The following is a 21,801-nucleotide window of genomic DNA, read 5'->3' on the forward strand; positions in this document are numbered from 1 at the left end:
CGTATCGAGGACTGGATCTTGAAGAAGTCTCGTTTCATAGATTGCGTAACACTTTACATAAGTTTTACTCAACCTCAGTTAGAAGTGCCCGAATAACCGCTTTGTGGCCTCTTGTGACCAATAAAGCTTGATTTTCTAGAGAGCTTTTCGCACATGTAGTAAAGTGCATGATATGCGACATTACAGACTTTATTTTACCCTCATATCTAAACAAACTGCCCCGCCGCATGGCCGGAAGACCAGGCCCATTGGAAGTTGAAGCCGCCGAGGTGGCCGGTGATGTCGACGACTTCGCCGATGAGGAAGAGGCCGGGGACGGAGCTGGTTTCCATTGTTTTGGAGGAGAGGGCCTTAGTGCTTACGCCGCCTAAGGTGACCTCAGCAGTGCGGTAGCCTTCGGTGCCGACGGGCTTGAGGGTCCACTCGTTGATTGCCAGAGCGGCTTTGCGCAGCATCTTGTCGGAGGTGTCGGCCAACCGTCCGCTCAGCTTATGCTCCTCAGCAATATGCGTGGCCAGCTTTTTAGGCAGCAAACTTGCCACCGCAGTCTTAATGTCCTGCTTCGGCTGGCTTTGCTTAGCGGACTTAAGGGCCTCAAAAACATCTGTGTCTGGAAGCAAGTTGACGCGAATGTCTTTGCCTTCTTCCCAGTAAGAGGAGATCTGCAGAATGGATGGCCCGGAAAGGCCACGATGGGTGAAGAGCAATCCTTCGCGAAAACTGGTCTTCTTAAAAGACACAACAGCATCCACTGAAACGCCTGCCAGATGTTTGGTCCGCTCCCGCATCGCATCATCAAAAACGAATGGCACGAGAGCAGCACGAGGGGTGACGAGCGGTAGATCAAACTGCTTGGCAATCTCGTAGCCAAAGCCGGTGGCACCCATCTTGGGAATGGATGGACCTCCGCATGCCACAACTACAGACTGCGCTCGCACGGTGTCTCTGGAGGTACCAACGGTAAAGCGATCATCAGGCTTGGTGAGAGAGGTGACACTGGTGCCCAGCTGAATGCGAACGCCAGATTGCTGGCAGAGCTGGAGCAGCATGTCGATGATCTGCTGAGCACTGTCATCGCAAAACAGTTGGCCCAGTGTTTTTTCGTGCCAACTGATGCGGTGCTTGTCCACCAGCGCGATAAAATCATGCTGGGTGAAACGCTTCAAAGCAGAAACAGCAAAACGTGGGTTCTCAGAAAGATAGTTCGCGGGAGAGGCGTGCAGGTTTGTGAAGTTGCACCGCCCGCCACCGGAGATCCGGATTTTGTCCGCTGGGCGCTTGGCATGGTCAATCACCAGCACAGAGCGTCCGCGCTTTCCAGCCTCAATGGCACACATCAGGCCGGCGGCACCTGCACCTATTATAAGAACGTCAATGTTTTGCATGGCGCTCTTATATGGGCTTTCCAGCCAAGGTCAACTCGGGATCAAATAAAAGAGGAGGGCCGGAGCCCTCCCCATGCATTTCAGCAATGTTTAACGCTTAAGCCGCAACAACATCTCTCAGGAAGTTGGAAATGGTCTGGCGCAGCTCCGTTGCCTGTTTGGAAACAGAAGAAGAAGCCTCAAGCACGTCATTGGCAGAGTGGTTGGTTTCCTGAACCGAGCTCGTGACAACGCTCATGCTGTCCGCCACATCCTGAGTGCCCTGTGCAGCCTGCTGAATGTTCTGGCTGATGGATGATGTCGCTGCATTCTGCTGAGCAATCGCAGTGGCAATGGAGCTGGTGTACTCATTCACCTGATGCATTGTACCAGCAATCTGCTCAATAGCGGTCACAGCTTCCTTCGTAGAACCCTGAATACCGGAGATCTGAGAGGAAATCTCTTCTGTCGCCTTGGAGGTCTGGGTTGCCAGCTCCTTCACCTCGGATGCAACAACCGCAAAGCCCTTACCCATTTCGCCAGCACGCGCTGCTTCAATGGTTGCGTTCAGAGCCAGCAGGTTGGTCTGCTCGGCGATGTCACGAATGAGATTGACCACTTCGCCAATCTTCTGAGCCGCAACATCCAGATCCGCCACATGATCGTTGGTGGCAGTTGCAACACTGGTTGCATCATCAACAGTCTGCTTGGTCTGGGAGATCTGGCGCCCGATCTCTTCGATGGATGCAGAGAGCTCTTCAGCAGCAGAAGCCACGGTCTGCACGTTTTGCGAAGCCTGCTCAGAGGAACCAGCAGCGCTGTTGGCACGGTCAGATGTGGTTGTCGCTATGTGCGTCAGAGAGTCAGCGGTTTGCTGCATCTTACCGGTGTTGTCATCAACCCGGTCAAGAACGCTGGAAACCTGGTCATTAAACACACTGATCAGCTGATCCACGTGCATCTGGCGGTCACGCTCCTGTTCATGCTCTTTCTCAGAAAGGCTCTGCAGTCGCTTTTGCTCAGCAACCGTATCGCGGAAAGACATAACAGCGTTCGCCACCTGGCCAACTTCATCAACGCCAGTCGCACCAGCGAACGTCACAGTGGTGTCGCCTTCAGCCAGTTTGCGAGCATCGCTAAGTAGGGCTGTTACCGGAATAGATACACTGCGAATGATCGTGTAAGCCGCGCCAATACCCAGCACCGTCACAATGCCGGAGATGATGAGGGCCAGCATAAACTCCCACTGTGCATTCGCAGTCAGTTTTTGCGCATGCATCACCAGTTCGTCCGCAAGGTAGTCTTCAAAATCCTTCAGCGAGTCGATACGTTCGGTCGCCAGGTCAAACCACTCAGTACCGGAGATGGAGGAGATATCGCCACCAAACGCAGCGGCATACCCCAGCTTACGGGCAGCATCAACCTGGCTCATGATAGGCCGGTTGAAGATCTTCTCCAGAAACTTCACCTGAGGCCCGGTCATCAATGATTGCGCAGTTTTGAAGTGCGTATCCTGACTGGCGCCAAGACGAACGAAGCGATGGTAGATAGTCGGGTTAAATTCCTGAGCACTAAAGCCGTTTGCGCCAATTGCGCGCTCAATGCCTGCGTTCTCTTTTCCAAGCAGCACTTCTTCATACATGCTCAGCTTGCGAACAAGGCTTGCATCGCGGCTCACAGCAATTGTGCTTGGCAAAAACTTGAAGGCCTCGTTGATGGTGCCACTGTAGTAAGCAACAGTTTCGCCAACGGTTGTGTTCAGGCTTTTGACGTTATTGCGGATCCGGGCAATGTTTGCCAGACGGCTGTTCACCATGTCCACCTGAGCCGCAAGGCCCTTGTCAATGGAAGCAAGGTGGATGTTGTCCAGCGCAGTCTTGTAGATACGGATTTTGCTGTCGGTCAGCTTGTGCTGGTCAGCAAGGCCCTCAGCAAAGGCTTTGCCCTTTGCGCCAAGATATCCGGCGGAGCGGCCACGTTCTTTTTGCAGTTCGTGAACAACAGCACTCAATACAGGAACAAACTCTGCAACCTGACCAATAGAGGATGCTTCCACCTTTTTGTTATAGGCGGTGGTGGTTTGTGAGCCAGCAAAATAGAGCATGGGCACAAACGCAAGCATGAATATCGCGATGATACGATACTTTAAAAGAATACGACGCATGAGAGCACCTGAAAGGGGAACTCGAGTTCCAAATTTGAGCGGGGCACTGCTGCCCGTTACACTGTTTCGTTATTACACGCACAAATTGAGTCAGTAATTCTTTATAGAGCGTTTATTCTATAGCTTGGATTTGTACTAACTACCTACTTATTCTCACCTAAGTAATATAAGTAGGTGAAATACTTAGTTCCTAAGTATATGTGTAGATTGCAATTGATTACTATTTCGGAAATATACTTGAGTTTTCAGCGAGTACAAGAGCATCGACGATAATTAGTGAGCTTTTGATGATTCGTTTAAGCAGTCTATGGAAAGGGAAGCAAAACTCCCCATTCCAAAATCTCGGTCAAGTGATGCTTACGTAGACCACACCTGCGCACGGTCCTGATAAAGCTGTCCCTCCATGCGCGCACCGTACAGAGAACAAGCTTTCACGTAGTCCATGTAGGAACCGTGGATTTTCTCGCTCATCGCGTCCCCGGCAGGATACGCCGCAATCACTTCACGCGCAGCCGCGCCAATCGCTTCAATCACATCCGGTGGGAAGGAGGAGAGAATGGCACCGCGCTCCACCAGTGTGGAAAGAGCGATGGTGTTGTTATAGCGGAATTCCGCCGTGCTCTCTTCAGCCTGTGCTGTCGCCGCTTGCGCCAGAACTTCCTTCAGCCAAGGGCTCAGGTTCTCATAGGTGTTCTGGTTTACGATCATTTCCAGACCCGGACCCGGCTCATGGAACGCTGGCAAATGGTAGTACGGCGCAATCTTGTAAAGGCCGAGAGCAAGATCGTTCCACGGGCCAACAAACTCAGCCGCATCAACCACACCAGACTGCAGGGCAGGGTAGATTTCTGGTGGAGGTGTGACAACAGTGGTCGCACCCACTTTGCGCAGAATGTCGCCGCCAAGGCCGGCAATACGCATCTTCAGCCCGACAAGATCATCCAGAGACTTGATTGGCTTCTTGAACCAGCCACCTGCCTGAGCGCCTGAGCTGCCCGCATAAAATGGTTTCACACCATGCGGTGCATACGCTTCGTCCCAAAGCGCCTGTCCGCCGCCATGACGCAACCAGCCGGAAAGTTCGGTCGCATCCAGGCCAAACGGGAGGGTGGTGAAGTACATGGTCGAGCGGATCTTGCCCACCTGATAATAAGGCGCGTTGTGACCGATATCAGCAGTGCCAGAGGAAACGGCAGAGAATGTTTCGAACGGAGGAACCAGTTCGCCGCCACCAAAGTACTTGATGGAAATCTTGCCGTCAGAAAGCGCCTCAATGCGTTTGCCCAGTTGCTCAGCTGAGGTGCCCACGCCCGGGAAGCCCTTTGGGAAAGAGCCGACGAGTTTCAGGTTCAATGTGGCGTTTGCAAGTGCTGGCGCAGCAAGGACAGAAGCGCCGCCTGCAGCACCAGTTGCCATTGCTGTTTTCAGAAAGTCACGGCGTTTCATCTGCCCGTCTCCGCTAATTCATAAAATACGTAGGTATTAATGCTAGCAGAGGGCAGGTGGGTCTGGCGATATATTTCAGCAGTCAGGGCTGAGAAGAAATCAAGTCAGAGAGAGCTTTACTTGAGTATCTCGAACATGCGCTCGAGTTGCTCTTCCACATTCAGCTGGTCCTCATCAAGTACCTGAAACATCCCGTTGCTGTGAATGCCTTCAACAGCCAGATAGACAAGGGTTGCCAGCTCTGGGTCTTCAGACTCGTCCTGAATGCGCGCGTACATGTCTTTGTGGAAGACGCGGACGGGGTCAAGCAGGCTCGGGTCGTCTGCAATGGCGGCCAGCATACCGGAGGCTGCCTTGTTGTCTTCTTTGAACTTGCTGCAAAGCCCCTTCAGGAATGCCCGCATAAGTTTATGACGATAAGGATCATCAGCAAGCTTCTGCTCTTCTGTGGCAATGTTATCGCGCGTGCCATCTACATGGTATTGAACCATGGAGCGGATAAGAGCTTGTTTGCTTGGGAAGTTATAGAGCAGCCCACCTTTGGAAACACCTGCATGCTTGGCGATTGCATCCAACGAAAACTGCCCACCGCCTTGTGCTTGCACATAGTCGATGGCCGCTTCAAGAATGCGATGCTGCGTTCTGCTGGCTTTGGTCGTGCCCTTCACAATGAGTCCCTTGCCCAATTCTGCGAGAGGTCGCAGAGAAAAAAGTTGTTCTTATAAGCGCAGATCTGCGACTTTTGTCAGTATAGGCCATCAGTGGCAACTTTGCGAGGCCAAGTCGTCATGTGAACCACGAAATTTATGAAGTGAAAACAACGATGTTCGTTGAGCCAGATAAAATAGCCGTGATTGCGGCTCTTTTAAGAAGTTCTCAGCTGAAAGATGGGGGAGAGAGAGCATTAGGCAAGCTCTGATCAGAACAAGGAGACGGCTGGTCTGATGTAAAAAATAAAAGGCCTGACGGCGCCTGGCAATTGCCGGCGCGCATCAGGCCAATTATGTGGCGGTCACAAAGTTCATTCAGCTTGCGCTGAAACAAACTCTGGAGCCTCGCAAATCGTACAGATTAAGCAAGCTCAATCTGGGAAGCCTGCAAACCGCGGCCACGACGATCTTCTTCAGCAACAAAAGTGATCGCTGCACCTTCAGCAGGAACTGCGATGCCAGAGCGTTCGAAAGCTGTGATATGAACAAAGATGTCTTTGGAACCGTCAGCTGGAGTAACGAAGCCGTAGCCTTTGTCGTGGTTGAAGAATTTGAGGGTACCGTCTTGTCGCATGGAAACGTCCTTTAAGCCAAAAAAGTCAACTCGCCTGGTTAAGGCGGGTCAGTCGTGACGAGCAATGTAATCAAAGGCAGAAAAGGACATTGTTCCGATACATGCACCGCAACATTGCCAGCCGTGTCTCTAATAACAGCCCGCAGTCATAAGGTCTGAGCTCTCATTCTTTCTAAAAGAAATCAGTCCTAATGGTTCATATAGGGAGGCGGGTCATATGTCGCCCCTCTAATACTACGGGATAAGCAAATCTCTTAGCTTGCTCGTCCCTACCGATGTAGTTGCTCCTTAAGAAATCCACAAGGTGCAATTTAAAAAAAGAGCCCAATTGAGGCATTATGTTCCTCTTAAACGGCCCACGATGCCCTTAGGGAACCAGTAAATACTGCAGATAAATAACATTCCCAACCAAAGCAGCCAGCGTTCCGGTGAAACCACCTCTGACACTATAGGCAGACTACCCAGCGATTCCTGAAGGAGGCCCAAGAGGTTCTGCAAATAAGACTGGGTGAGAAGGAACAGGACAGCCCCGATAACGGCGCCGTACATGCTCCCCATTCCGCCAATCACAACCATCAACAGAATGTCCACCATTATATCCATGGAGAGCGTTGTCGCTGGTCCAGTGTAGCGCAGCCAGAGGGCCATCAGCGAACCTGCAAGTGCTGCCATCACCGCAGACAGAATTGTCGCCACACTGCGATATCGCACCACCTTGTAGCCAATCGCTTCCGCACGGAATGCATTCTCTCGGATAGCTTGCAGAACACGGCCAAACGGAGAGTTCACCATGCGTAGCAAAACAAGGAACAGACACAGGCTGCTGAAGAAGACCACATAGTACGTGATCAGCTTGCCATTGAGACGAACCCCGAGCACCTTCTCCTTCACCACCTTGAACGCAGGCGTCATCTCCCGCGGGATACGATAGCTCAGCCCGTCCTCGCCACCAGTGAAGCCGGAAAGTTGCGAGACCAGCACCAGAAACGCACTCGCTACGGCCAAAGTCATCATGGCAAAGAAGATTGCTTTGACCCGTAGTGAGAACAGCGCAATCACAAACGCAAAGGCCCCGGCAACCAGCGCACCGCACACAGTGCCAAGTGCAATCGCACTGTAAGAGGCGCCCATGTTCACCAGTGCAATGGCCGTCCCATAAGCCCCGATACCAAAGAACATGGTGTGCGCGAACGACACCACACCCGTGTACCCCAGCAGTAAATCATAACTGGCCACCAGCACAATGAAGATGCAGATGCGAGCAGCCGTATCTAACGAACGCGTACCGGGAAACAGAAAGGGCGTAAACAGCAACCCAACCAGAATGAGCAGCAGGACAGCACTGAGCATTTTGCTGCGTGGACGGTCACCAGAAAGGAGTTTCACAATCATCTTACAAACTCCTCAATGCGCTTTGACAACAGGGTAAAGCCCCTGAGGTCGCCACATCAGCACAGCCCCCATCAGCAAAATGGTCGAGACCAACGCCAGTTTGGGGATCAGGAAGCCGGTGTAGTTGGTCAGCAAACCCACCAGCATAGCGCCGATGAAACAGCCCTCAATGGAGCCAAGCCCGCCGATAATCACCACGATAAACACGGAGATCATCACCTCAGCCCCCATGTGGGCCGTAATGGTTTCCTGATACATGCCCCACATCACACCGCCGAGCCCCGCTAAAGCACAGCCCACCATGAACACCGCCAGAAACAGCTTCTCTATCGGATACCCCAGAGCTTCCACCATTTCGCCATTTTGAACCCCAGCCCGCACCAGCAGCCCAATGCGTGTCCGGTTTAAAACCAGCCGCATGGCAACAAACAATGCCAGCCCGATTACAATGGCCAACACACGGTATTTCTCAATGGCAGCGCCCAGCACCACAAAAGAACCCTGAAACGCAGCAGGCCGCGCCAGCACGATCTCATCCGGGCCCCAGATCACATAGATCAGCTGCTGCGTCACAACGAGCCCGCCCATGGTCACGAGGATCTGCTTCAGATGCTGTCCGTACACCGGCTTCACAATCAGCCGCTCAAAGCCATAGCCCGCAAGGCCCGTCACCAGCATGGCAAACGCCACAGCAAGCAGAACAGCGCCCAGATTAAGCGCAATGCTGGGGCTCTCAATCCACCCACCCAGCAGGCCCAAAATGGTAAACCCTGCAAAGGCTCCAAGCGAAATAAACGCCCCATGCCCGAAGTTGATCACGTCCATCAGGCCGAAGATCACAGTAAGGCCAGATGCCATGATGAAAATCATCATCCCCATCGCCAGCCCCGCCGCCGTCAGCGTCAACCAGGTGGAGCCGGAACCAATGGCGAGCAAGCCGATCAACATCAGCACAGGCACAAGCAGCAGCGGTGCCTTGGCTTCGATAGTCTGAGAGAGAGAAGGGCGCTCGATGCGCGGTTTAATCAGGCTGTCGCTCACTGGTGTGCCTCCAGTGAAAGTCCCATCAGCCTCTCCTGCAATCCGGCATCAGCTGCCAGCTCTGCCATGTCACCGGAATAAACAATCCGCCCGTCATCCATCACGGCAACGGTGTCTCCCACTGCGCGCGCCATGGAAAAGTTCTGCTCCACCAGCAAAATCGTGGTCTGCATCTCTTTCAGTTCTTTCAGGGCTGCAATCATGGCGTTGATGATTGCAGGAGCCAGCCCCTTGGTTGGCTCATCAATCAGGATCAACTTCCTCGGCTCAATGATTGCGCGAGCCACCGCCAGCATCTGCTTTTGCCCGCCGGAAAGATTACCCGCAGCACTCTGCCAGAATGTTTTGAGGGGAGGGAACAGGCCAAAGATCCATCCCAGCCGTTCCTCATCAATCGCACTGTTCCGTGCAGCCAGAAGCATGTTTTCATGCACGGTCAAATCGGTGAAGATGCCCATATCCTCCGGCACAAAAGCAATCTCACGCTGGGCAATGGCAGGTGTCGTCTCTTTCTGGATCTCCGCTCCATCAAACTGGATCGTCCCTTTTGAGGCCTGCCACAGCCCCATGATGGTCCGCAGCGTTGTGGTCTTGCCAGCGCCATTCCGCCCCAGCAGAACCGTGACACCACCGCGTGGAACTTCCAGATCAACGCCCTGCAAAATGTGGTAGGGGCCAATATGCGTGTGAACGCTGTTTAGACTGAGAAGAGCATCAGACATGCGCACCCTCTGTTTTCTCTTCAGGTGCAACACCTAGATAAGCCTGCTGAACCACCGGAGAGGCGATCACTTCAGTAGGATCCCCATCTGCCACCAGCTCTCCGTTGTGCAGCACAATTATCCGGTCAGCCAATGAGCGGATCACATCCATCTTGTGTTCAACCAGCAAAATCGTGCGGTCCTTGTCCTGCTTCAACTCACGGATCAGGTCCAGCACAACCGGCACTTCATCAACGCTCATGCCTGCTGTCGGCTCATCAAACATCAGCACCTGCGGACCAATGGCAATCATCAGCGCCACCTCCAGCTTGCGCTGGTCTCCATGTGACAGCTCGGATGTGATCTGCTCGGCCTTATCCAGCAAATGCACCTCTGCCAGAATGTGCTCTGCTCGTTGGATCAGCTCCACATGGCTGTCCGCCATGGAAAACAAATCCATACCCATCCGCTGATGAGCCTGCACCGCCAGCCGAGCATTCTCCCGAACGCTCAGGCCGGGAAACAGATTGGTCATCTGAAACGCCCGCCCGATGCCCCGCAGGGTCCTGTCGGCAACTGAAAGGCGCGTGATGTCTTCGCCATTAAACCAGACATGACCAGCACTGGCGGCTAATTGGCCGGAAATCAGGTTGAAGTAAGTGGTCTTGCCAGCACCATTCGGCCCCACAATGGCAGTCAGCGTTCCGCGATGAAAATCACAGGACACAGTATCTACAGCCACATGCCCACCAAAACGAATGGTCAGACCATGCGTACTCAGAACCGGCTTTTCGTCTTTCTGTAATTCCAAAGACCTGCCCTTTATGAGAGTTCATTTTGGGCGCGAAGGCTCGGGTTTGCCCGCGCTTTCCGCCGTGCCCAGAGGATGAAGAGGAAGGCACAGCCATACATGGTGATGCCGTAAATACCGGAGGCCAGACTGTATGGCGGCAATGCTTCGCCGTTCATTGCGATCAAAGCCCCAACGGTGATCCCAAGCGTGGCATTTTGGATGCCCACCTCCATAGCAATCGCAACACTGTCAGGATGCGAGAGCTTCATAAGCTTGGCGCCGCCATACCCAACCAGCAGCATCACAACATTCAGCAAAATAAGGACTGGCCCCAGTTCCAGAATGTTGGCCGTCAGCACAGACCAATTGGTGGCAATGGCTCCAAGCACGATCACTACAAACAGTACGGAAGCCAACAGCGACACTACTTTGGAAATTGCGGCGGTGAACGATGGCGCCATATGATTGACGAGAACCCCAATCGCAACGGGAACAGCCATAATCAGTGCCATGGAAATGCCAATAGACGTCACATCAATCTTGGGCATGGCCGCACCAAGAAAGTAGTTTGCGGATGCCGCTGCAAAAACCGGCACCGTCAACACACACAGCACACTGGTCACGGCTGTGAGCGACACCGCCAGCGCGACAGAGCCGCCGCTGAACCGTGTCAGCATGTTGGAGGTGACACCACCCGGGGCGAAGGCAAGCAGCATCACGCCAAACGCCATGGCCGGCTCCAACTCCACCACCTGTAAAATGAGAAAGGCAACAACGGGCAACAAAAGCAACTGCCCCAGCATGCCAATGCTGAACGCACGCGGCATCTGCACCACGCGTTTAAAGTCCTGCAGTGTGAGGGAGATGCCGAGAGAAAACATGATGAACGCCAGCGAAAGCGGCAAAAACAGCTTTAAGAGAATGTCCATGGTCTTGTACTTCGCTCTTTGAGGCCCTGATATTCCGTAAGCGGGACAATCTGCAACTGAGGATGAGGTCAGTAATCCTGCAAAACCCCCTCACGGCTCCAAAGCGTTATCTTTTGCGATTTAGGAGAGCGAGCGAGTAGCCCGCTCCCTCTCTGAGCTATGAAAACGGGGACCTACTGGTTCTGAACTGGGATATCCATGTCCTCAATCTTGAGTTCGCGCACCAGCTCAGGAATGCCCCATTCAACCTCTGGATCCACACGGATCTTGAAGTGATACATGGACTGCAATGCCTGATGATCCTCAGCGCGGAATTTCATCAGCCCCTTCGGACCTTCAAACTCCATGCCTTCCATCGCGGTGATCAGCTCTTCCGTATCCGTGGAGCCAGCTTTACGGATCGCCTCGACAGCAGCAATACCTGCCGCCATACCACCCGCCGTAAAGAAATCTGGCGGCGAGCTGTAACGAGCCTCATGTTCCTTCACCAGCCAGTCATTCACTGGGTTCTGAGGGATCTCGTAGTAATAGTAGGTGGCGCCTTCCATACCCGGCATGGCCTTATAGGCTTTCAGGGCCGCCAAAATGTTGCCACCCGTTGCGATCTCAATCCCGTGGCGTTCAGGGTTCATCGCGTTGATCTTCGCCAGCGGGTTTCCGCCACCAGCCCAGATCACAAACAAGAACTTGCGTCCTTCCTGACCCTTCAGAGCCTCAAAGATGCGCTGGGCACTCGCAGTGAAATCCTTGGTGTCCGTCGGTGCGTACTCCTCAAACACCAGCTTGGCGTTGGTCTTTTCAATTGCATTGCGGAAAGCAGCCACGCCATCACGCCCAAACGCATAATCCTGCGCCAGTGTGGCAATAGACGCCCCGTCCTGCCCAAGGGCAACAGCATTCGCAATCGCATCCTGAGAGGAATTCCGGGACGTGCGGAAGATGTAGCGGTTGAAGTTGGCGCCTGTGATGCTGTCAGCAACTGCAGGCTCCACGATCAGCAGCTTCTCGTATTCCTCGGCTATCGAGAGCATCGCCAGCGCAACACCAGAGGAGACCGGTCCAATTGCGAGATCAACCTCATCATCGCCATAAGCCTCGGCCAGCATGGCACGTCCAATATCCGGCTTGAGCTGGCTGTCTTTTTCAATGACCTCAATTTTGCGGCCATCAATCTCCATGGTCCCGCCGGTGGCATATTCCAGCCCCATCATCAAGCCCACATGAGATTGCTTGGCATAGGCCTCAAAAGGACCGGTTTTACCATAGACGTGGGCAATCTTGATCGGCTCTGCCGCAGAGGAAATATTTGATGAAACAGAAAGCGCAAACGCGCTGGCCGCTAGGCTAACCGCCGCGGCCCTAAGTAATTTATGCATAATGAAACCCCTCCCACGTTGCCCAGGGGCCTCCTTAAACGCAAACACCGTCTCAAAAGACTTCGCAAGCCTGCCCTCAAACAACGTAAATATAGTTGACGCATGTATTCAGGAAGGAGTCAATGATTACAGATTGAGCCAAATTGTTAAGATTTGAACGGATCACTTGTATTTGCTTATCCGGAAAATAAATTTCAGCTGTCCAGAATTTTATATCAAAAAATCGTTTTTCGTGATCAGGGCATCAGTCCAATATTTGCAATTACTCTTTGCAGTTTCAGTTCAAAAAATGCTTCTTGCGACTTACTGTAAGTTGTTGTGACTACTCCTGCTTTCACTGCGACAAGCTGACGGTCATACGCCATGGAAAAGCCGTATTTCGCCCTGTTTACACCTCAATTAACCGTTAGGCCGCGTCTCTCTGCAGGTGTGTCAGATAAGTGTTTGTTCACCATCTCTGAAAACCTGATGATAACAAGATCCTGATACCTTCAATAGCAATAAGAACACTGGTTTAACAGGGCGTCATTAAGTACTGAGTGCGTAGCAGTCAGTATTACCAAAATAACAATAAGTCCTGAAAAGGGATTATCTGCATATCACTATGCGGACAACTGAAGGGTGACCCGTTTCCATTGCTTGGTGGGTCCTCCTTGTTTCAAGGCAGGTTGTCTTGCCCCGACGATTTTAAAGGCCGTACCTCCCCCTCCCAATCGGCCTTTTTATGCCTGCTTTGTTTGGCACCGAGGTATCCTCCCACCTCGGTGCCTTTTTTATGAGCAGATGCAACCTTTGAATTAAATGGAAGTATCCTATTCATCTTAAAATTGCAAAATGTTCCTAATGCATCTAATTAGCTCTAACTTACGATAGGAGCTAATATTTTGAAAAATTATCTAAAATTATTTGTATTGCTAGGTGCTGCAGTTCTGTTGAGTGGGTGTGTAACCACACGATCTTCCTTGCCGGATTTATTCGTTGAGCAGGCGGATGATGTTGCGCGAGCAAATTACATCGACAAACATTGTCCTTCCATGGAGATGAAGAACCAGGACTTGCTAGCTCAATCCGCACTGCTTGTGTGCCTGACCAGCAAAAGGGCAAATAGGAAATGTGCTGTTAAAGAGTACATTACGATCTATGCGAAGCGGTATGAGCACTACACCAAAACGTACAAGGGAAAGACGTCAGCTCAGCTCTGCAAAATGGCGCGTGATGATGCTGAAATGAAGACCATGTTTCAAAAAGCCCGCAAGAAGAAAGCTAAGAAGAAAAGCTAGGCTTGGCGTAGCAAACTAGTGGTGGCACCGAGGCTAAGCCTCGGTGCTTGTTATTTAAGCGGGCTGTAAAGCTTTCGAGGAAACCAACTCAAAGCCTTCGTCGATCCAGCCGGTTATACCGCCCAGCATAATCTTCACGGGACGTCCCAGCCGGGAGAGGTTATAAGCCGCCTTGTCTGCACCGTTGCAATGCGGCCCAGCGCAATAGACCACAAAAACGGTGTCCATCGGCCACTTGGCAAGGTTCTCTTCCGTCAGATCCCGGTGGTGAAGATAGATCGCACCATCCACGTGTCCTTTCGCAAAGCGGACAGCACCGCGAACGTCAATCAAAACGAATTCTGCAGTACCATCGGCCAGGTCTGCCTGTACATCAGAACAGTCTGTTTCGAACTGCAGGATTGAACGGAAATGCGAGAGTGCCAGCTTTGGGTCAGCTGGCGAATATTCGAGCGCGCGTGAGGACATGTATTTCTCCAAATCTGCGAGGATGCTCCTGATTAGGGCGAGGAGCATCAAAAACACTTATTTTAAAGCAGCTTGCAGGAGTGGTGCCTCCGCAAACAGCCTTGGGTGATGACAGGAATTTCGCCTGCTCCCATAATCTGAAGAATTTCCCAGTTGCGAAAAACTGGCTCAAATGACTATATTCGTAAAAAATACGCCAATCTCTTTCGAGTTGATTTTTCCGATGGTCCAACCCACACCCTGCAGCCCAGAAGGCCCACTTGTCGCAACGCTCATCTATGACGGTTTGTGTACCTTCGAGTTCGGTCAGGCCTACGAGTTGTTCGGCCTGCCAAGACCAGAGCTCGGCGCGAACTGGTACAGGTATGAGACGGTCGCCATCGAGGACGGCCCTATCCGTGCTGCGGGTGGTCTGGAGATCAAAGCCGAAAAACAGCTGGATGCGCTGAATCACGCCGACATCATCCTCATCCCCGGCTGGCGTGGCATTGATACCCCGGTGCCGGAGGACCTGATTGAGGCACTGTGTAAGGCCTACAATCGCGGAGCCCGTGTTGCCTCCATCTGCTCTGGTGCTTTTGTACTGGCGCGCTCTGGCCTGCTCAATGGCCGCACAGCCACGACGCACTGGCGCTATGCCGAAGCGCTGCAAACCGGATTCCCATCCATCAATGTAGAAGAAGACCGGCTCTATTCAGAGACCGACAGGGTATTCACCTCCGCAGGCAGCGCAGCAGGCATTGACCTTGCGCTCCACATCATCCGGCAGGATTATGGCTCTCAGATCGCCAACAGCGTTGCCAAACGACTGGTTGCACCTCCGTTCAGGGAAGGAACGCAAACTCAGTTTGCAGAACAGCCTGTACCCGAGGAACGGGAAAGCAAACGCTTCGCAGCGCTATTTGAGGAACTGGAGAAAAAACGTGCCTACACCATGTCCGTGCCAGAAATGGCGGATCTGATGGGCATGAGCCAGCGCACCTTCATCCGCAAATTCTCAAAGGTAACCGGACTTGCACCCGCAGAGTGGCGGCGCACCAAACAATTGGAAACAGCCAAGCACCTATTGGAAGCGGAAGAGATGATGGACATGGAGAACCTTTCCCACCTTTGCGGGTTTGGCTCAGCAGCAACCTTGCGTCATCACTTCAGAAGCAAATATGGCACCACGCCAACAGCTTACAGGCGCCAGTTTCAAACCCGTCACGCCTGAAGGTACGCATTCATGCCATGCGCAGCAGAGCGACCTGTCGCAAACACCGCCTGCAGCAGATAGCCACCCGTTGGCGCTTCCCAGTCCAGCATCTCGCCCGCCACAAACACACCCGGCAGTTTGGTGAGCATGTAGTGCTCGTCGATTTCGTCAAACGAAATCCCGCCCGCGCTGGAGATCGCACGGTCAATGGGGCGCGGAGCAGTCAACTGCAACGGCAGAGCTTTGATACGCGCTGCTAGCTCATCAGCCTCAACCGGCAGCGGTCCTGCTTCCCGCATCAAAGCGATGGCGGCAGCAGGCAAACCGGTTGCTTTGCGCAGGAAGTTGCTCATGGATTGCTTAACACGTGGCCGCGCCAGCTTGGCCGTGAGCTTGTCAGCAGAGACATCCGGCTTCAGATCAATCTCAATCTGTGCCGTCCCTGTTGTAAGGATTGTATCCCGCAGATCAGCTGAGAGCGCATAGATCACGCCGCCTTCAATCCCACAGGCATCCAGCATGGCATCACCAACAACACGGCGATCTCCGTGGGAGATAGCTATCTTCTTCAGAGGAGTACCTTTGTGGCGGTCCTTGAAGTGATCCGAGAACGCAATCTCAAACCCGCAATTGGCAGGGAGCAGCGCGTTCACATCAATCTGCTTGTCACGCAAAGTCGAAACCCACGCTCCATCAGAGCCAAGCTTCGCCCAGGAACCACCACCAAGCGCCAGCAAGACCGCGTCAAATGCCTGCGCTTCAATGGGTTCATTGCCTTTTTGAAGCAGTAAACTTCCGGCTTCATCAAATCCGTGCCATCGGGTGTTCGCATGCAATGTTACGCCTTGCTGATCAAGCAATTTCAACCAGTTACGCAACAGCGGAGAGGCTTTGAAGCTTTTAGGAAACACCTTGCCGCTGGAACCTTCAAACGTCGGCTGCCCCAACTCTGCGCTCCATTCCCGCAAAGCAGAAGGAGGAAAATCCCGCACTGACTGCAACAGTTGCGCATGTGCAGGACGGTAGCGGCTCAGAAAAACCTCCAGATCCTCACTGTGAGTTAGATTGAGACCACCAAGCCCAGCCATCAAAAACTTGCGGGCAGGGGACGGGCGTTGATCAAAGAGGCTCACGCGCACTCCGGCTTCTGCCAGATGTTGAGCAGCAAACAGCCCGGCAGGGCCTGCTCCGATGATTGCAACATGCTTTGTCAAAGATCCATCCAGTCCGCTTATGGTCATTGAGGCTCCAGCCAATGACATTTACAGCTCTAATGCCTTTGTTTTCCGCCAATTACAAGCCGGAAGAGCGCTACATCCCACAGATGGAGAGCAGGGCACATCAGGGATTTTTACCTCCTTAAAGAAGCACCCCTGATATTAGAAGGAAGACTTCTAAGGAATGTACAGTCCCCGCACTTCAAGCTTTGCTGAATGCAAACAGTAAAGTGGGGGCCGCATTGAGAACTGCAATCGTAATGCCGCGTAACATGCATTTTTGCCAGTCTCGAGCCACATCAATAGATCTGTGCGCTCATGATCTTGCGCTTCATAGCCAGAACAAAGGCAACCTGCGTATTTTTGCAGGAGGCGAGGAGGATCTGTTTGAAGATGTTGATGTTTTTGCAGTGACAGAACCGGGTAGAAAGCCAACGCCGGCAAAGTTTTATGATCCGCTGTCAGAGTTTGGACCGCAACTGATCGTCGTGCATCAGCATCTGGAAACGGCGTTTCAGATCATCACCGACTTTCCCGGCACCCCTGTAATCTTGCACAGACATGGCAGGTTTGAGCGCAACAGCGCGTTCAAACGCTGGAAGTACACCCGCAAAATGAACCGCCTTGCCGGCATCATCTGGGTTGGCGAAGATGCCCGCAATAACTTCTGCGAAAATTTCACGGGTGTAAAAGCCCGCAGTGTGGTGGTGCCCAACGGCATAGATTGCGAGCTCTGGTCCCCAGCCCCCAAAGAAAACTCTGTGATCTATGTGGGGCGGGCAAGGGAAGACAAAGGCGTGTTCGACCTGGCGCAGGCTTGGCTTGCCTGTGCAGATCGTTTGGATCGGACGGGGTGGAAGCTGAACCTGGTACTGGCCGTTACCGACGAGGGAGAGCAATCAACGGCAAACTCTCTCCGGCAGATGCTTTCAAGCCACGCGGACAGTGTCTCGATCGAGACCAACCTCAATGCCTCAGATGTTCAAAAACGCCTCGCAAGATCATCCATCGCAGTGGTCCCCTCCATCGTGGCAGAAGGTTTTGGCCGCACTGCGATTGAAGCTATGAGCTGCGGCGCTGCGGTGATCACCACGCACTCTGGCGGCTTATGGGAGGCGGTGGGAGAAACTGGCAAGGTGATCAACCCAAGATCCCCCAAAGAGATTGCATCTGCACTGCTCGATCTAGCTGATAACCAGCCCCTGCGCGAAGACATGGCAGAAGCAGGACGGGAGAGAGTGCTTCGTCTCTTCAACATCCATCAGATCGCAGAAAACTACGATGACATGCTCATGAGCCTGTGGGATGACTTTGTCAGCGGCTCCGATAAAACACAGGGCCTCATTGACCACATGCTCGTGTCAGAGTGAGGTGAATGAAGACCGGGACTGGTACAGCAGGGCGAAGATCAGATCGCCCGCAACCCAGGAGATCAACAAAATGCACCCTGATCATGTGACAGTGGCTGTCCGCAATCTGGAGGAGGCGCGTGCTTTCTTCAACCTGCTTGACTTTGAAGAAGCAAAATCCCTCGTTATCTCCGGTCCAGTGTTTTCAAAGTACATGGGCATTTCGGACCTGGAAGCAGAGCACGTCACTTTGGTTCTGAAAGGCCATAGCCCCAGGTTCGAAATCCAACTGCTGCACTACCGCAATCCAGAGCCACGCACCGAGCCATACCCTGAAGACCTCTGCCGAACAGGCTACAATCACTTGTGTTTCGCGGTCGATGATCTGGAAGACAGACTGTCAAAACTTCAAGCCGCCGGGTTCAAAGCCCGTTCCGAAGTCATGGAGTTCAACGACAGAAAACTGGTGTTCCTGTTTGGGCCAGAAAAGATCACGATAGAATTAGCGCAGTGGACCAAGCCCACCTAAAGCGCAGCCCCGAAGAAGAGCCTCCTCGGTTCCAAACAGGCTATGCTGCAGGCACTAAACTGCGCAAGCACCGTGAGCGCAACGTCCCACCAGCAACGTCTTAACCGAACAAGAGATTTGATTAGTAAGGTGCAATCTTTGGTAGTTAAAGTCAGTGGTAAGGGAAGTTATGTTTCACAACAAATTACTATTCTTGCTTTCTCTGTTTGCTTTTATTGGCTGGAAAACAGCAGTAAGTTCGCAAACTCTTGAAGAATGTCGACGTGATCCTGTGGGGGGGGAATAGAGAAAATCTATCATCCTGCATCAAACTGGCGAATGCAACTGGTGATGGTCGTCTTCAATTTTGTCTTGGAGTAATATTTGCCAATGGTGAAGGGGTGCAGCAGGATTATGTTAAAGCACTTGAATGGTATCGCCAACCTGCAGCACAGGGCTCTTCTGGTGCACAATACAATATAGGTGTCATGTATCACAACGGTCAAGGAGTGCAGCAGGACTACGCAAAAGCGCTTGAGTGGTTTCGCGCAGCAGCTACGCAGGGGCATTCGAAAGCGCAGTATCATATAGGTTTTATGCATTACTATGGCCAAGGGATGCCTCAGGATTACGCTAAAGCCTTTGAATGGTATCGCAAAGCCTCAGTTGATGGCCTAAGTCGGGCACAGAATTATTTAGGTTTTATGTACTCTAACGGCCAAGGTGTCCCGCAAGATTATGCCAAAGCCCGTGAATGGTATCGCAAAGCTGCCACCAATGGTCATCCGAAAGCGCAGAATAGCTTAGGCTTAATGTATGTAAACGGTGCCGGAGTGTACAAAGACTATGCAAAAGCGTTTAGTTGGTTTCGCAAGGGCGCAGAACTTGGTGATAGTGAAGCCCAGAGCAATTTAGGTGTCATGTATCAATTAGGTGATGGGATACCAAGAGATTATGTAATGGCTTATATGTGGCATAGTCTTGCTGCAAAGCAGGGTAATAAATTAGCGATAAGAAATCGCACTGAAATCGTGAAGCATCTTACCCCCGAACAAATCACTGAAGGACAGCGCATGGTTCGTGACTGGATTAATGCCCACAGTGATTAAAAACTAAACCGCCTAGAGTTCACATAAGCACAACTCGCCCAAATATCGTGAGCGCAGCCTCACACCAACAACGCCTTGGCCGCTTCCTTGTAATTCCGTGCCTTCGCGTTCTCAACAAACAACAGTCCTTTCAGGTACTCCAATCGTGCCTTGGCCTTCTTGATACGCTGTGCCATATGCCGTGCCACCTTTGGCGAGATATGCAGGAAGCCGCGCTCCCGAAGTTCATCACGCAGGGCTTGGCCCACATCATTCGCCAGCGTGTCCTTGCTGAAATACGGCTCCTCTTCATCGTACAACCGCGCAACAGCACAGAGCAAAGCCATATCAGCCACCATCCGATAAGGGCGACCGTTGCGTGCAGTCACCTGACCGGGATGCAGCCGGTACCGGACAAGCCGCTCGTTGAGGGCACCAATCTTCCCATATTCCAGCAGGCGCAGATAAAGGTCGTAATCCTCCGCGCCATCAAAATGGGGGCGATAACCGCCAAGGGCCAACACAGCATCACGGCGAAACATAATGGTCGGGTGGTACAAACAGCACTTCTCAAACAGGCGCTTGCGGATCTCAACCGAGCTTTTCGGGCACTCCATCTGGTCTATGATCTGCCCGGCCTCATCAATCACGGAAACTTCTGTCCCGCACAACTGCCAGTCAGGGTTCCGGTTCATAATCCGAACCTGCCGCTCCAGCCGAAGCGACTCCGACAGGTCATCCGCATCAAGGCGGGCAACCAAGGGGCTCTCAATCACCGCAAGCCCGGTATTAAGCGCATTCGAGATTCCCTGACCTGGCCCTTCAAGAATCTGAAACCGGCCCTTCGGAAAATGGCCTGCAAAATGCTCCGCAATTTCCCGGGTTTCATCGGTGGAGGCATCATCCACCAACACAACAGCAAAGTCTGTGAAGCTTTGTGCCAACAGGCTGCTCAGCGTCTCTCCAAGCGTGTTTGCGGCATTGCGTGCAGGGATTAACACGCTGACAAGAGGGGCGGGATCCTGCTGTTGCTTTTCAGCCATTGAATAAGCCACCTATCTGCTTAAGCTCTTTTTGCCTTCCAGCTCAGGCTGCGAAGGAAGCTAAGCGTTTGTTGTGTTGCGTCGTTTCTTTGAAAAATCAGGAACATCGGGTGGAAGGCTGGGTCAGGTCTTATCCTGCCGTGCAGCAGTCGCCCCCCTCTGAGATGAATGAGTCTGTTCCAGAAGATCTGCTTCAATGGATTTCGCGACCCGCAGATATCGCCCAACTGCATAGTTGGTAGAGGCAATCAAACCCCACCAGCCATATCGGCAGTACCCGCGCACCAGATAGCCCTTCAGAAAGGCTGCGGGAAACTCATAGAGCAGCCGTGACTTCGGCATCCTGCGGCCCCGTCCACGCATCTCATGCACTTGCATGGTGGAATAGCGGTTCATCTTCTCAAAGTGGAAGGCGACGCTGGGAATACTGCGGTGGTCCATATGCCCCTTCAGCATGCCTATCTTGGCATCGCTGGGCGGACGAACCGTGTCATGCACCGAGCTGGCAGAAAAACGGCCTACACTCCTGCGGTAAAGCCGGATTTGCTTATGAGAGTAGGCGTGTTTTGCAGCGGTCGTTTCGTGAGGCCACACATCGCAGATGTCCACCTCCCAAAAATCGTTCTGCGCAAGAACAGAGGTCTGGAACAAGCCCACTATCTCATCACGCAGTGCAGGTGTGACCACCTCATCGGCATCAATGTTCAGGATCCAGTCATTCCGGCATTGGTCCTCACCAAACCGCTTTTGTAAGCCGTACCCGTTCCAGTCATTGTACAGCACACTGGCGCCCATGCGCTGGGCAACGGTGACGGTCTGGTCCGTCGACCCGCTGTCAATCACAATGACCTCATCAGCCCAGTGAATGCAGCTGGCAATCGTCTGCCCGATCCGGTCTTCCTCATTCTTCGCGATGATGAAAACAGACATTGGAATGCGGGCCTCATCAGATCGCTCGTCAGCGGTTGGCTTTCCTTGCTGGGCCCGCTTTGCTGCAATGTCGATGATTTTGCTCTGGGTGGAGATATCGGGCCTCAAACTCTTGGATTATCCGCAATAATCTAGAGTTTACTCCCCCCTACACATTCCGAAATTCGTCTAATATGAAGGACTGTTTTCACCCAATAGAAACCCATCAATATCAAATAAGGGAGATGACTGAG

The 21,801-nt window shown here is 52.6% G+C and carries 20 protein-coding genes; 5 read left to right on the top strand and 15 right to left on the bottom strand.

The window, feature by feature from the left end:
- Positions 1 to 206 precede the first annotated feature (206 nt).
- From PsAD5_RS05920 to PsAD5_RS05970, 11 genes are all read right to left on the bottom strand, one after another.
- Positions 207 to 1,385 carry an NAD(P)/FAD-dependent oxidoreductase gene (locus tag PsAD5_RS05920; RefSeq protein WP_063291409.1) on the bottom strand — a complete coding sequence of 393 codons (1,179 nt, stop codon included), beginning with the start codon at positions 1,383 to 1,385 and terminating at the stop codon, positions 207 to 209.
- Between the two features lie 97 nt (positions 1,386 to 1,482).
- Complete coding sequence (locus tag PsAD5_RS05925; RefSeq protein WP_063291410.1) at positions 1,483 to 3,528, bottom strand: methyl-accepting chemotaxis protein; 2,046 nt, start codon at positions 3,526 to 3,528, stop codon at positions 1,483 to 1,485.
- Positions 3,529 to 3,885: 357 nt separating this feature from the next.
- Positions 3,886 to 4,974, bottom strand: a complete 1,089-nt coding sequence (locus PsAD5_RS05930) for a TRAP transporter substrate-binding protein (RefSeq protein ID WP_063286857.1) — start codon at positions 4,972 to 4,974, stop codon at positions 3,886 to 3,888.
- 116 nt (positions 4,975 to 5,090) lie between these two features.
- Complete coding sequence (locus PsAD5_RS05935; protein ID WP_063286955.1) at positions 5,091 to 5,642, bottom strand: TetR/AcrR family transcriptional regulator; 552 nt, start codon at positions 5,640 to 5,642, stop codon at positions 5,091 to 5,093.
- 403 nt (positions 5,643 to 6,045) lie between these two features.
- A complete protein-coding gene (locus tag PsAD5_RS05940) occupies positions 6,046 to 6,258 on the bottom strand; it encodes a cold-shock protein (RefSeq protein WP_057461006.1) in 213 nt (70 codons plus the stop codon).
- Positions 6,259 to 6,594: 336 nt separating this feature from the next.
- Complete coding sequence (locus tag PsAD5_RS05945) at positions 6,595 to 7,650, bottom strand: branched-chain amino acid ABC transporter permease (RefSeq protein ID WP_063291411.1); 1,056 nt, start codon at positions 7,648 to 7,650, stop codon at positions 6,595 to 6,597.
- Positions 7,651 to 7,662: 12 nt separating this feature from the next.
- Complete coding sequence (locus tag PsAD5_RS05950) at positions 7,663 to 8,691, bottom strand: branched-chain amino acid ABC transporter permease (protein ID WP_063291412.1); 1,029 nt, start codon at positions 8,689 to 8,691, stop codon at positions 7,663 to 7,665.
- Positions 8,688 to 9,413 (bottom strand): ABC transporter ATP-binding protein, encoded by a 726-nt coding sequence (locus PsAD5_RS05955; protein ID WP_063291413.1) that lies wholly within the window; start codon positions 9,411 to 9,413, stop codon positions 8,688 to 8,690. The genes PsAD5_RS05950 and PsAD5_RS05955 overlap by 4 nt, the downstream gene beginning before the upstream one ends.
- Entirely contained in the window at positions 9,406 to 10,203 is a 798-nt protein-coding gene (locus PsAD5_RS05960) for an ABC transporter ATP-binding protein (RefSeq protein ID WP_063291414.1), read from the bottom strand. The genes PsAD5_RS05955 and PsAD5_RS05960 overlap by 8 nt, the downstream gene beginning before the upstream one ends.
- An 11-nt stretch (positions 10,204 to 10,214) precedes the next feature.
- Positions 10,215 to 11,114, bottom strand: a complete 900-nt coding sequence (locus PsAD5_RS05965; RefSeq protein ID WP_063291415.1) for a bile acid:sodium symporter family protein — start codon at positions 11,112 to 11,114, stop codon at positions 10,215 to 10,217.
- Between the two features lie 173 nt (positions 11,115 to 11,287).
- On the bottom strand, positions 11,288 to 12,490 hold the full coding sequence (locus tag PsAD5_RS05970; RefSeq protein ID WP_063291416.1) for a substrate-binding domain-containing protein: 1,203 nt from the start codon (positions 12,488 to 12,490) through the stop codon (positions 11,288 to 11,290).
- A gap of 884 nt (positions 12,491 to 13,374) precedes the next feature.
- Here PsAD5_RS05970 and PsAD5_RS27805 point away from each other — a divergent pair.
- Entirely contained in the window at positions 13,375 to 13,770 is a 396-nt protein-coding gene (locus PsAD5_RS27805) for a hypothetical protein (protein ID WP_153041342.1), read from the top strand.
- Between the two features lie 54 nt (positions 13,771 to 13,824).
- Here PsAD5_RS27805 and PsAD5_RS05980 read toward each other — a convergent pair whose 3' ends face one another.
- Positions 13,825 to 14,238, bottom strand: a complete 414-nt coding sequence (locus PsAD5_RS05980) for a rhodanese-like domain-containing protein (RefSeq protein WP_063291418.1) — start codon at positions 14,236 to 14,238, stop codon at positions 13,825 to 13,827.
- A 223-nt stretch (positions 14,239 to 14,461) separates the two neighbouring features.
- Between PsAD5_RS05980 and ftrA the strand changes: the two genes are divergently transcribed.
- Entirely contained in the window at positions 14,462 to 15,451 is a 990-nt protein-coding gene (gene ftrA, locus PsAD5_RS05985; protein ID WP_063291436.1) for a transcriptional regulator FtrA, read from the top strand.
- Here the strand turns inward: ftrA and PsAD5_RS05990 are convergent.
- Positions 15,442 to 16,674, bottom strand: a complete 1,233-nt coding sequence (locus PsAD5_RS05990) for a TIGR03862 family flavoprotein (protein WP_063291437.1) — start codon at positions 16,672 to 16,674, stop codon at positions 15,442 to 15,444. The two genes, ftrA and PsAD5_RS05990, sit on opposite strands and share 10 nt — an antisense overlap.
- 218 nt (positions 16,675 to 16,892) lie before the next feature.
- Between PsAD5_RS05990 and PsAD5_RS05995 the strand changes: the two genes are divergently transcribed.
- From PsAD5_RS05995 to PsAD5_RS06005, 3 genes are all read left to right on the top strand, one after another.
- Positions 16,893 to 18,020 (top strand): glycosyltransferase family 4 protein, encoded by a 1,128-nt coding sequence (locus PsAD5_RS05995; RefSeq protein WP_208988509.1) that lies wholly within the window; start codon positions 16,893 to 16,895, stop codon positions 18,018 to 18,020.
- Between the two features lie 70 nt (positions 18,021 to 18,090).
- On the top strand, positions 18,091 to 18,528 hold the full coding sequence (locus tag PsAD5_RS06000; protein ID WP_063291439.1) for a VOC family protein: 438 nt from the start codon (positions 18,091 to 18,093) through the stop codon (positions 18,526 to 18,528).
- A 248-nt stretch (positions 18,529 to 18,776) separates the two neighbouring features.
- On the top strand, positions 18,777 to 19,616 hold the full coding sequence (locus PsAD5_RS06005; protein WP_084405919.1) for a tetratricopeptide repeat protein: 840 nt from the start codon (positions 18,777 to 18,779) through the stop codon (positions 19,614 to 19,616).
- A gap of 59 nt (positions 19,617 to 19,675) precedes the next feature.
- Here the strand turns inward: PsAD5_RS06005 and PsAD5_RS06010 are convergent, their stop codons facing one another.
- Positions 19,676 to 20,638 (bottom strand): glycosyltransferase family 2 protein, encoded by a 963-nt coding sequence (locus PsAD5_RS06010; RefSeq protein ID WP_063291420.1) that lies wholly within the window; start codon positions 20,636 to 20,638, stop codon positions 19,676 to 19,678.
- Positions 20,639 to 20,761: 123 nt separating this feature from the next.
- The gene (locus tag PsAD5_RS06015) at positions 20,762 to 21,676 is read right to left on the bottom strand and encodes a glycosyltransferase family 2 protein (RefSeq protein WP_063286868.1); all 915 of its coding nucleotides are present in this window, start codon (positions 21,674 to 21,676) and stop codon (positions 20,762 to 20,764) included.
- Between the last annotated feature and the right edge of the window lie 125 nt (positions 21,677 to 21,801).

The sequence above is a fragment of the Pseudovibrio sp. Ad5 genome (assembly GCF_001623095.1).
GTDB lineage: Bacteria > Pseudomonadota > Alphaproteobacteria > Rhizobiales > Stappiaceae > Pseudovibrio.

Coding starts and splice junctions, on each gene's coding strand:
- PsAD5_RS05965 (WP_063291415.1), bottom strand. CDS start 11,114: ATGGACATTCTCTTAAAGCTGTTTTTGCCGCTTTCGCTGGCGTTCATC.
- PsAD5_RS05945 (WP_063291411.1), bottom strand. CDS start 7,650: ATGATTGTGAAACTCCTTTCTGGTGACCGTCCACGCAGCAAAATGCTC.
- PsAD5_RS05955 (WP_063291413.1), bottom strand. CDS start 9,413: ATGTCTGATGCTCTTCTCAGTCTAAACAGCGTTCACACGCATATTGGC.
- PsAD5_RS05980 (WP_063291418.1), bottom strand. CDS start 14,238: ATGTCCTCACGCGCGCTCGAATATTCGCCAGCTGACCCAAAGCTGGCA.
- PsAD5_RS05990 (WP_063291437.1), bottom strand. CDS start 16,674: ATGACCATAAGCGGACTGGATGGATCTTTGACAAAGCATGTTGCAATC.
- ftrA (WP_063291436.1), top strand. CDS start 14,462: ATGGTCCAACCCACACCCTGCAGCCCAGAAGGCCCACTTGTCGCAACG.
- PsAD5_RS06010 (WP_063291420.1), bottom strand. CDS start 20,638: ATGGCTGAAAAGCAACAGCAGGATCCCGCCCCTCTTGTCAGCGTGTTA.
- PsAD5_RS05920 (WP_063291409.1), bottom strand. CDS start 1,385: ATGCAAAACATTGACGTTCTTATAATAGGTGCAGGTGCCGCCGGCCTG.
- PsAD5_RS05930 (WP_063286857.1), bottom strand. CDS start 4,974: ATGAAACGCCGTGACTTTCTGAAAACAGCAATGGCAACTGGTGCTGCA.
- PsAD5_RS05970 (WP_063291416.1), bottom strand. CDS start 12,490: ATGCATAAATTACTTAGGGCCGCGGCGGTTAGCCTAGCGGCCAGCGCG.
- PsAD5_RS06000 (WP_063291439.1), top strand. CDS start 18,091: ATGCACCCTGATCATGTGACAGTGGCTGTCCGCAATCTGGAGGAGGCG.
- PsAD5_RS05940 (WP_057461006.1), bottom strand. CDS start 6,258: ATGCGACAAGACGGTACCCTCAAATTCTTCAACCACGACAAAGGCTAC.
- PsAD5_RS05925 (WP_063291410.1), bottom strand. CDS start 3,528: ATGCGTCGTATTCTTTTAAAGTATCGTATCATCGCGATATTCATGCTT.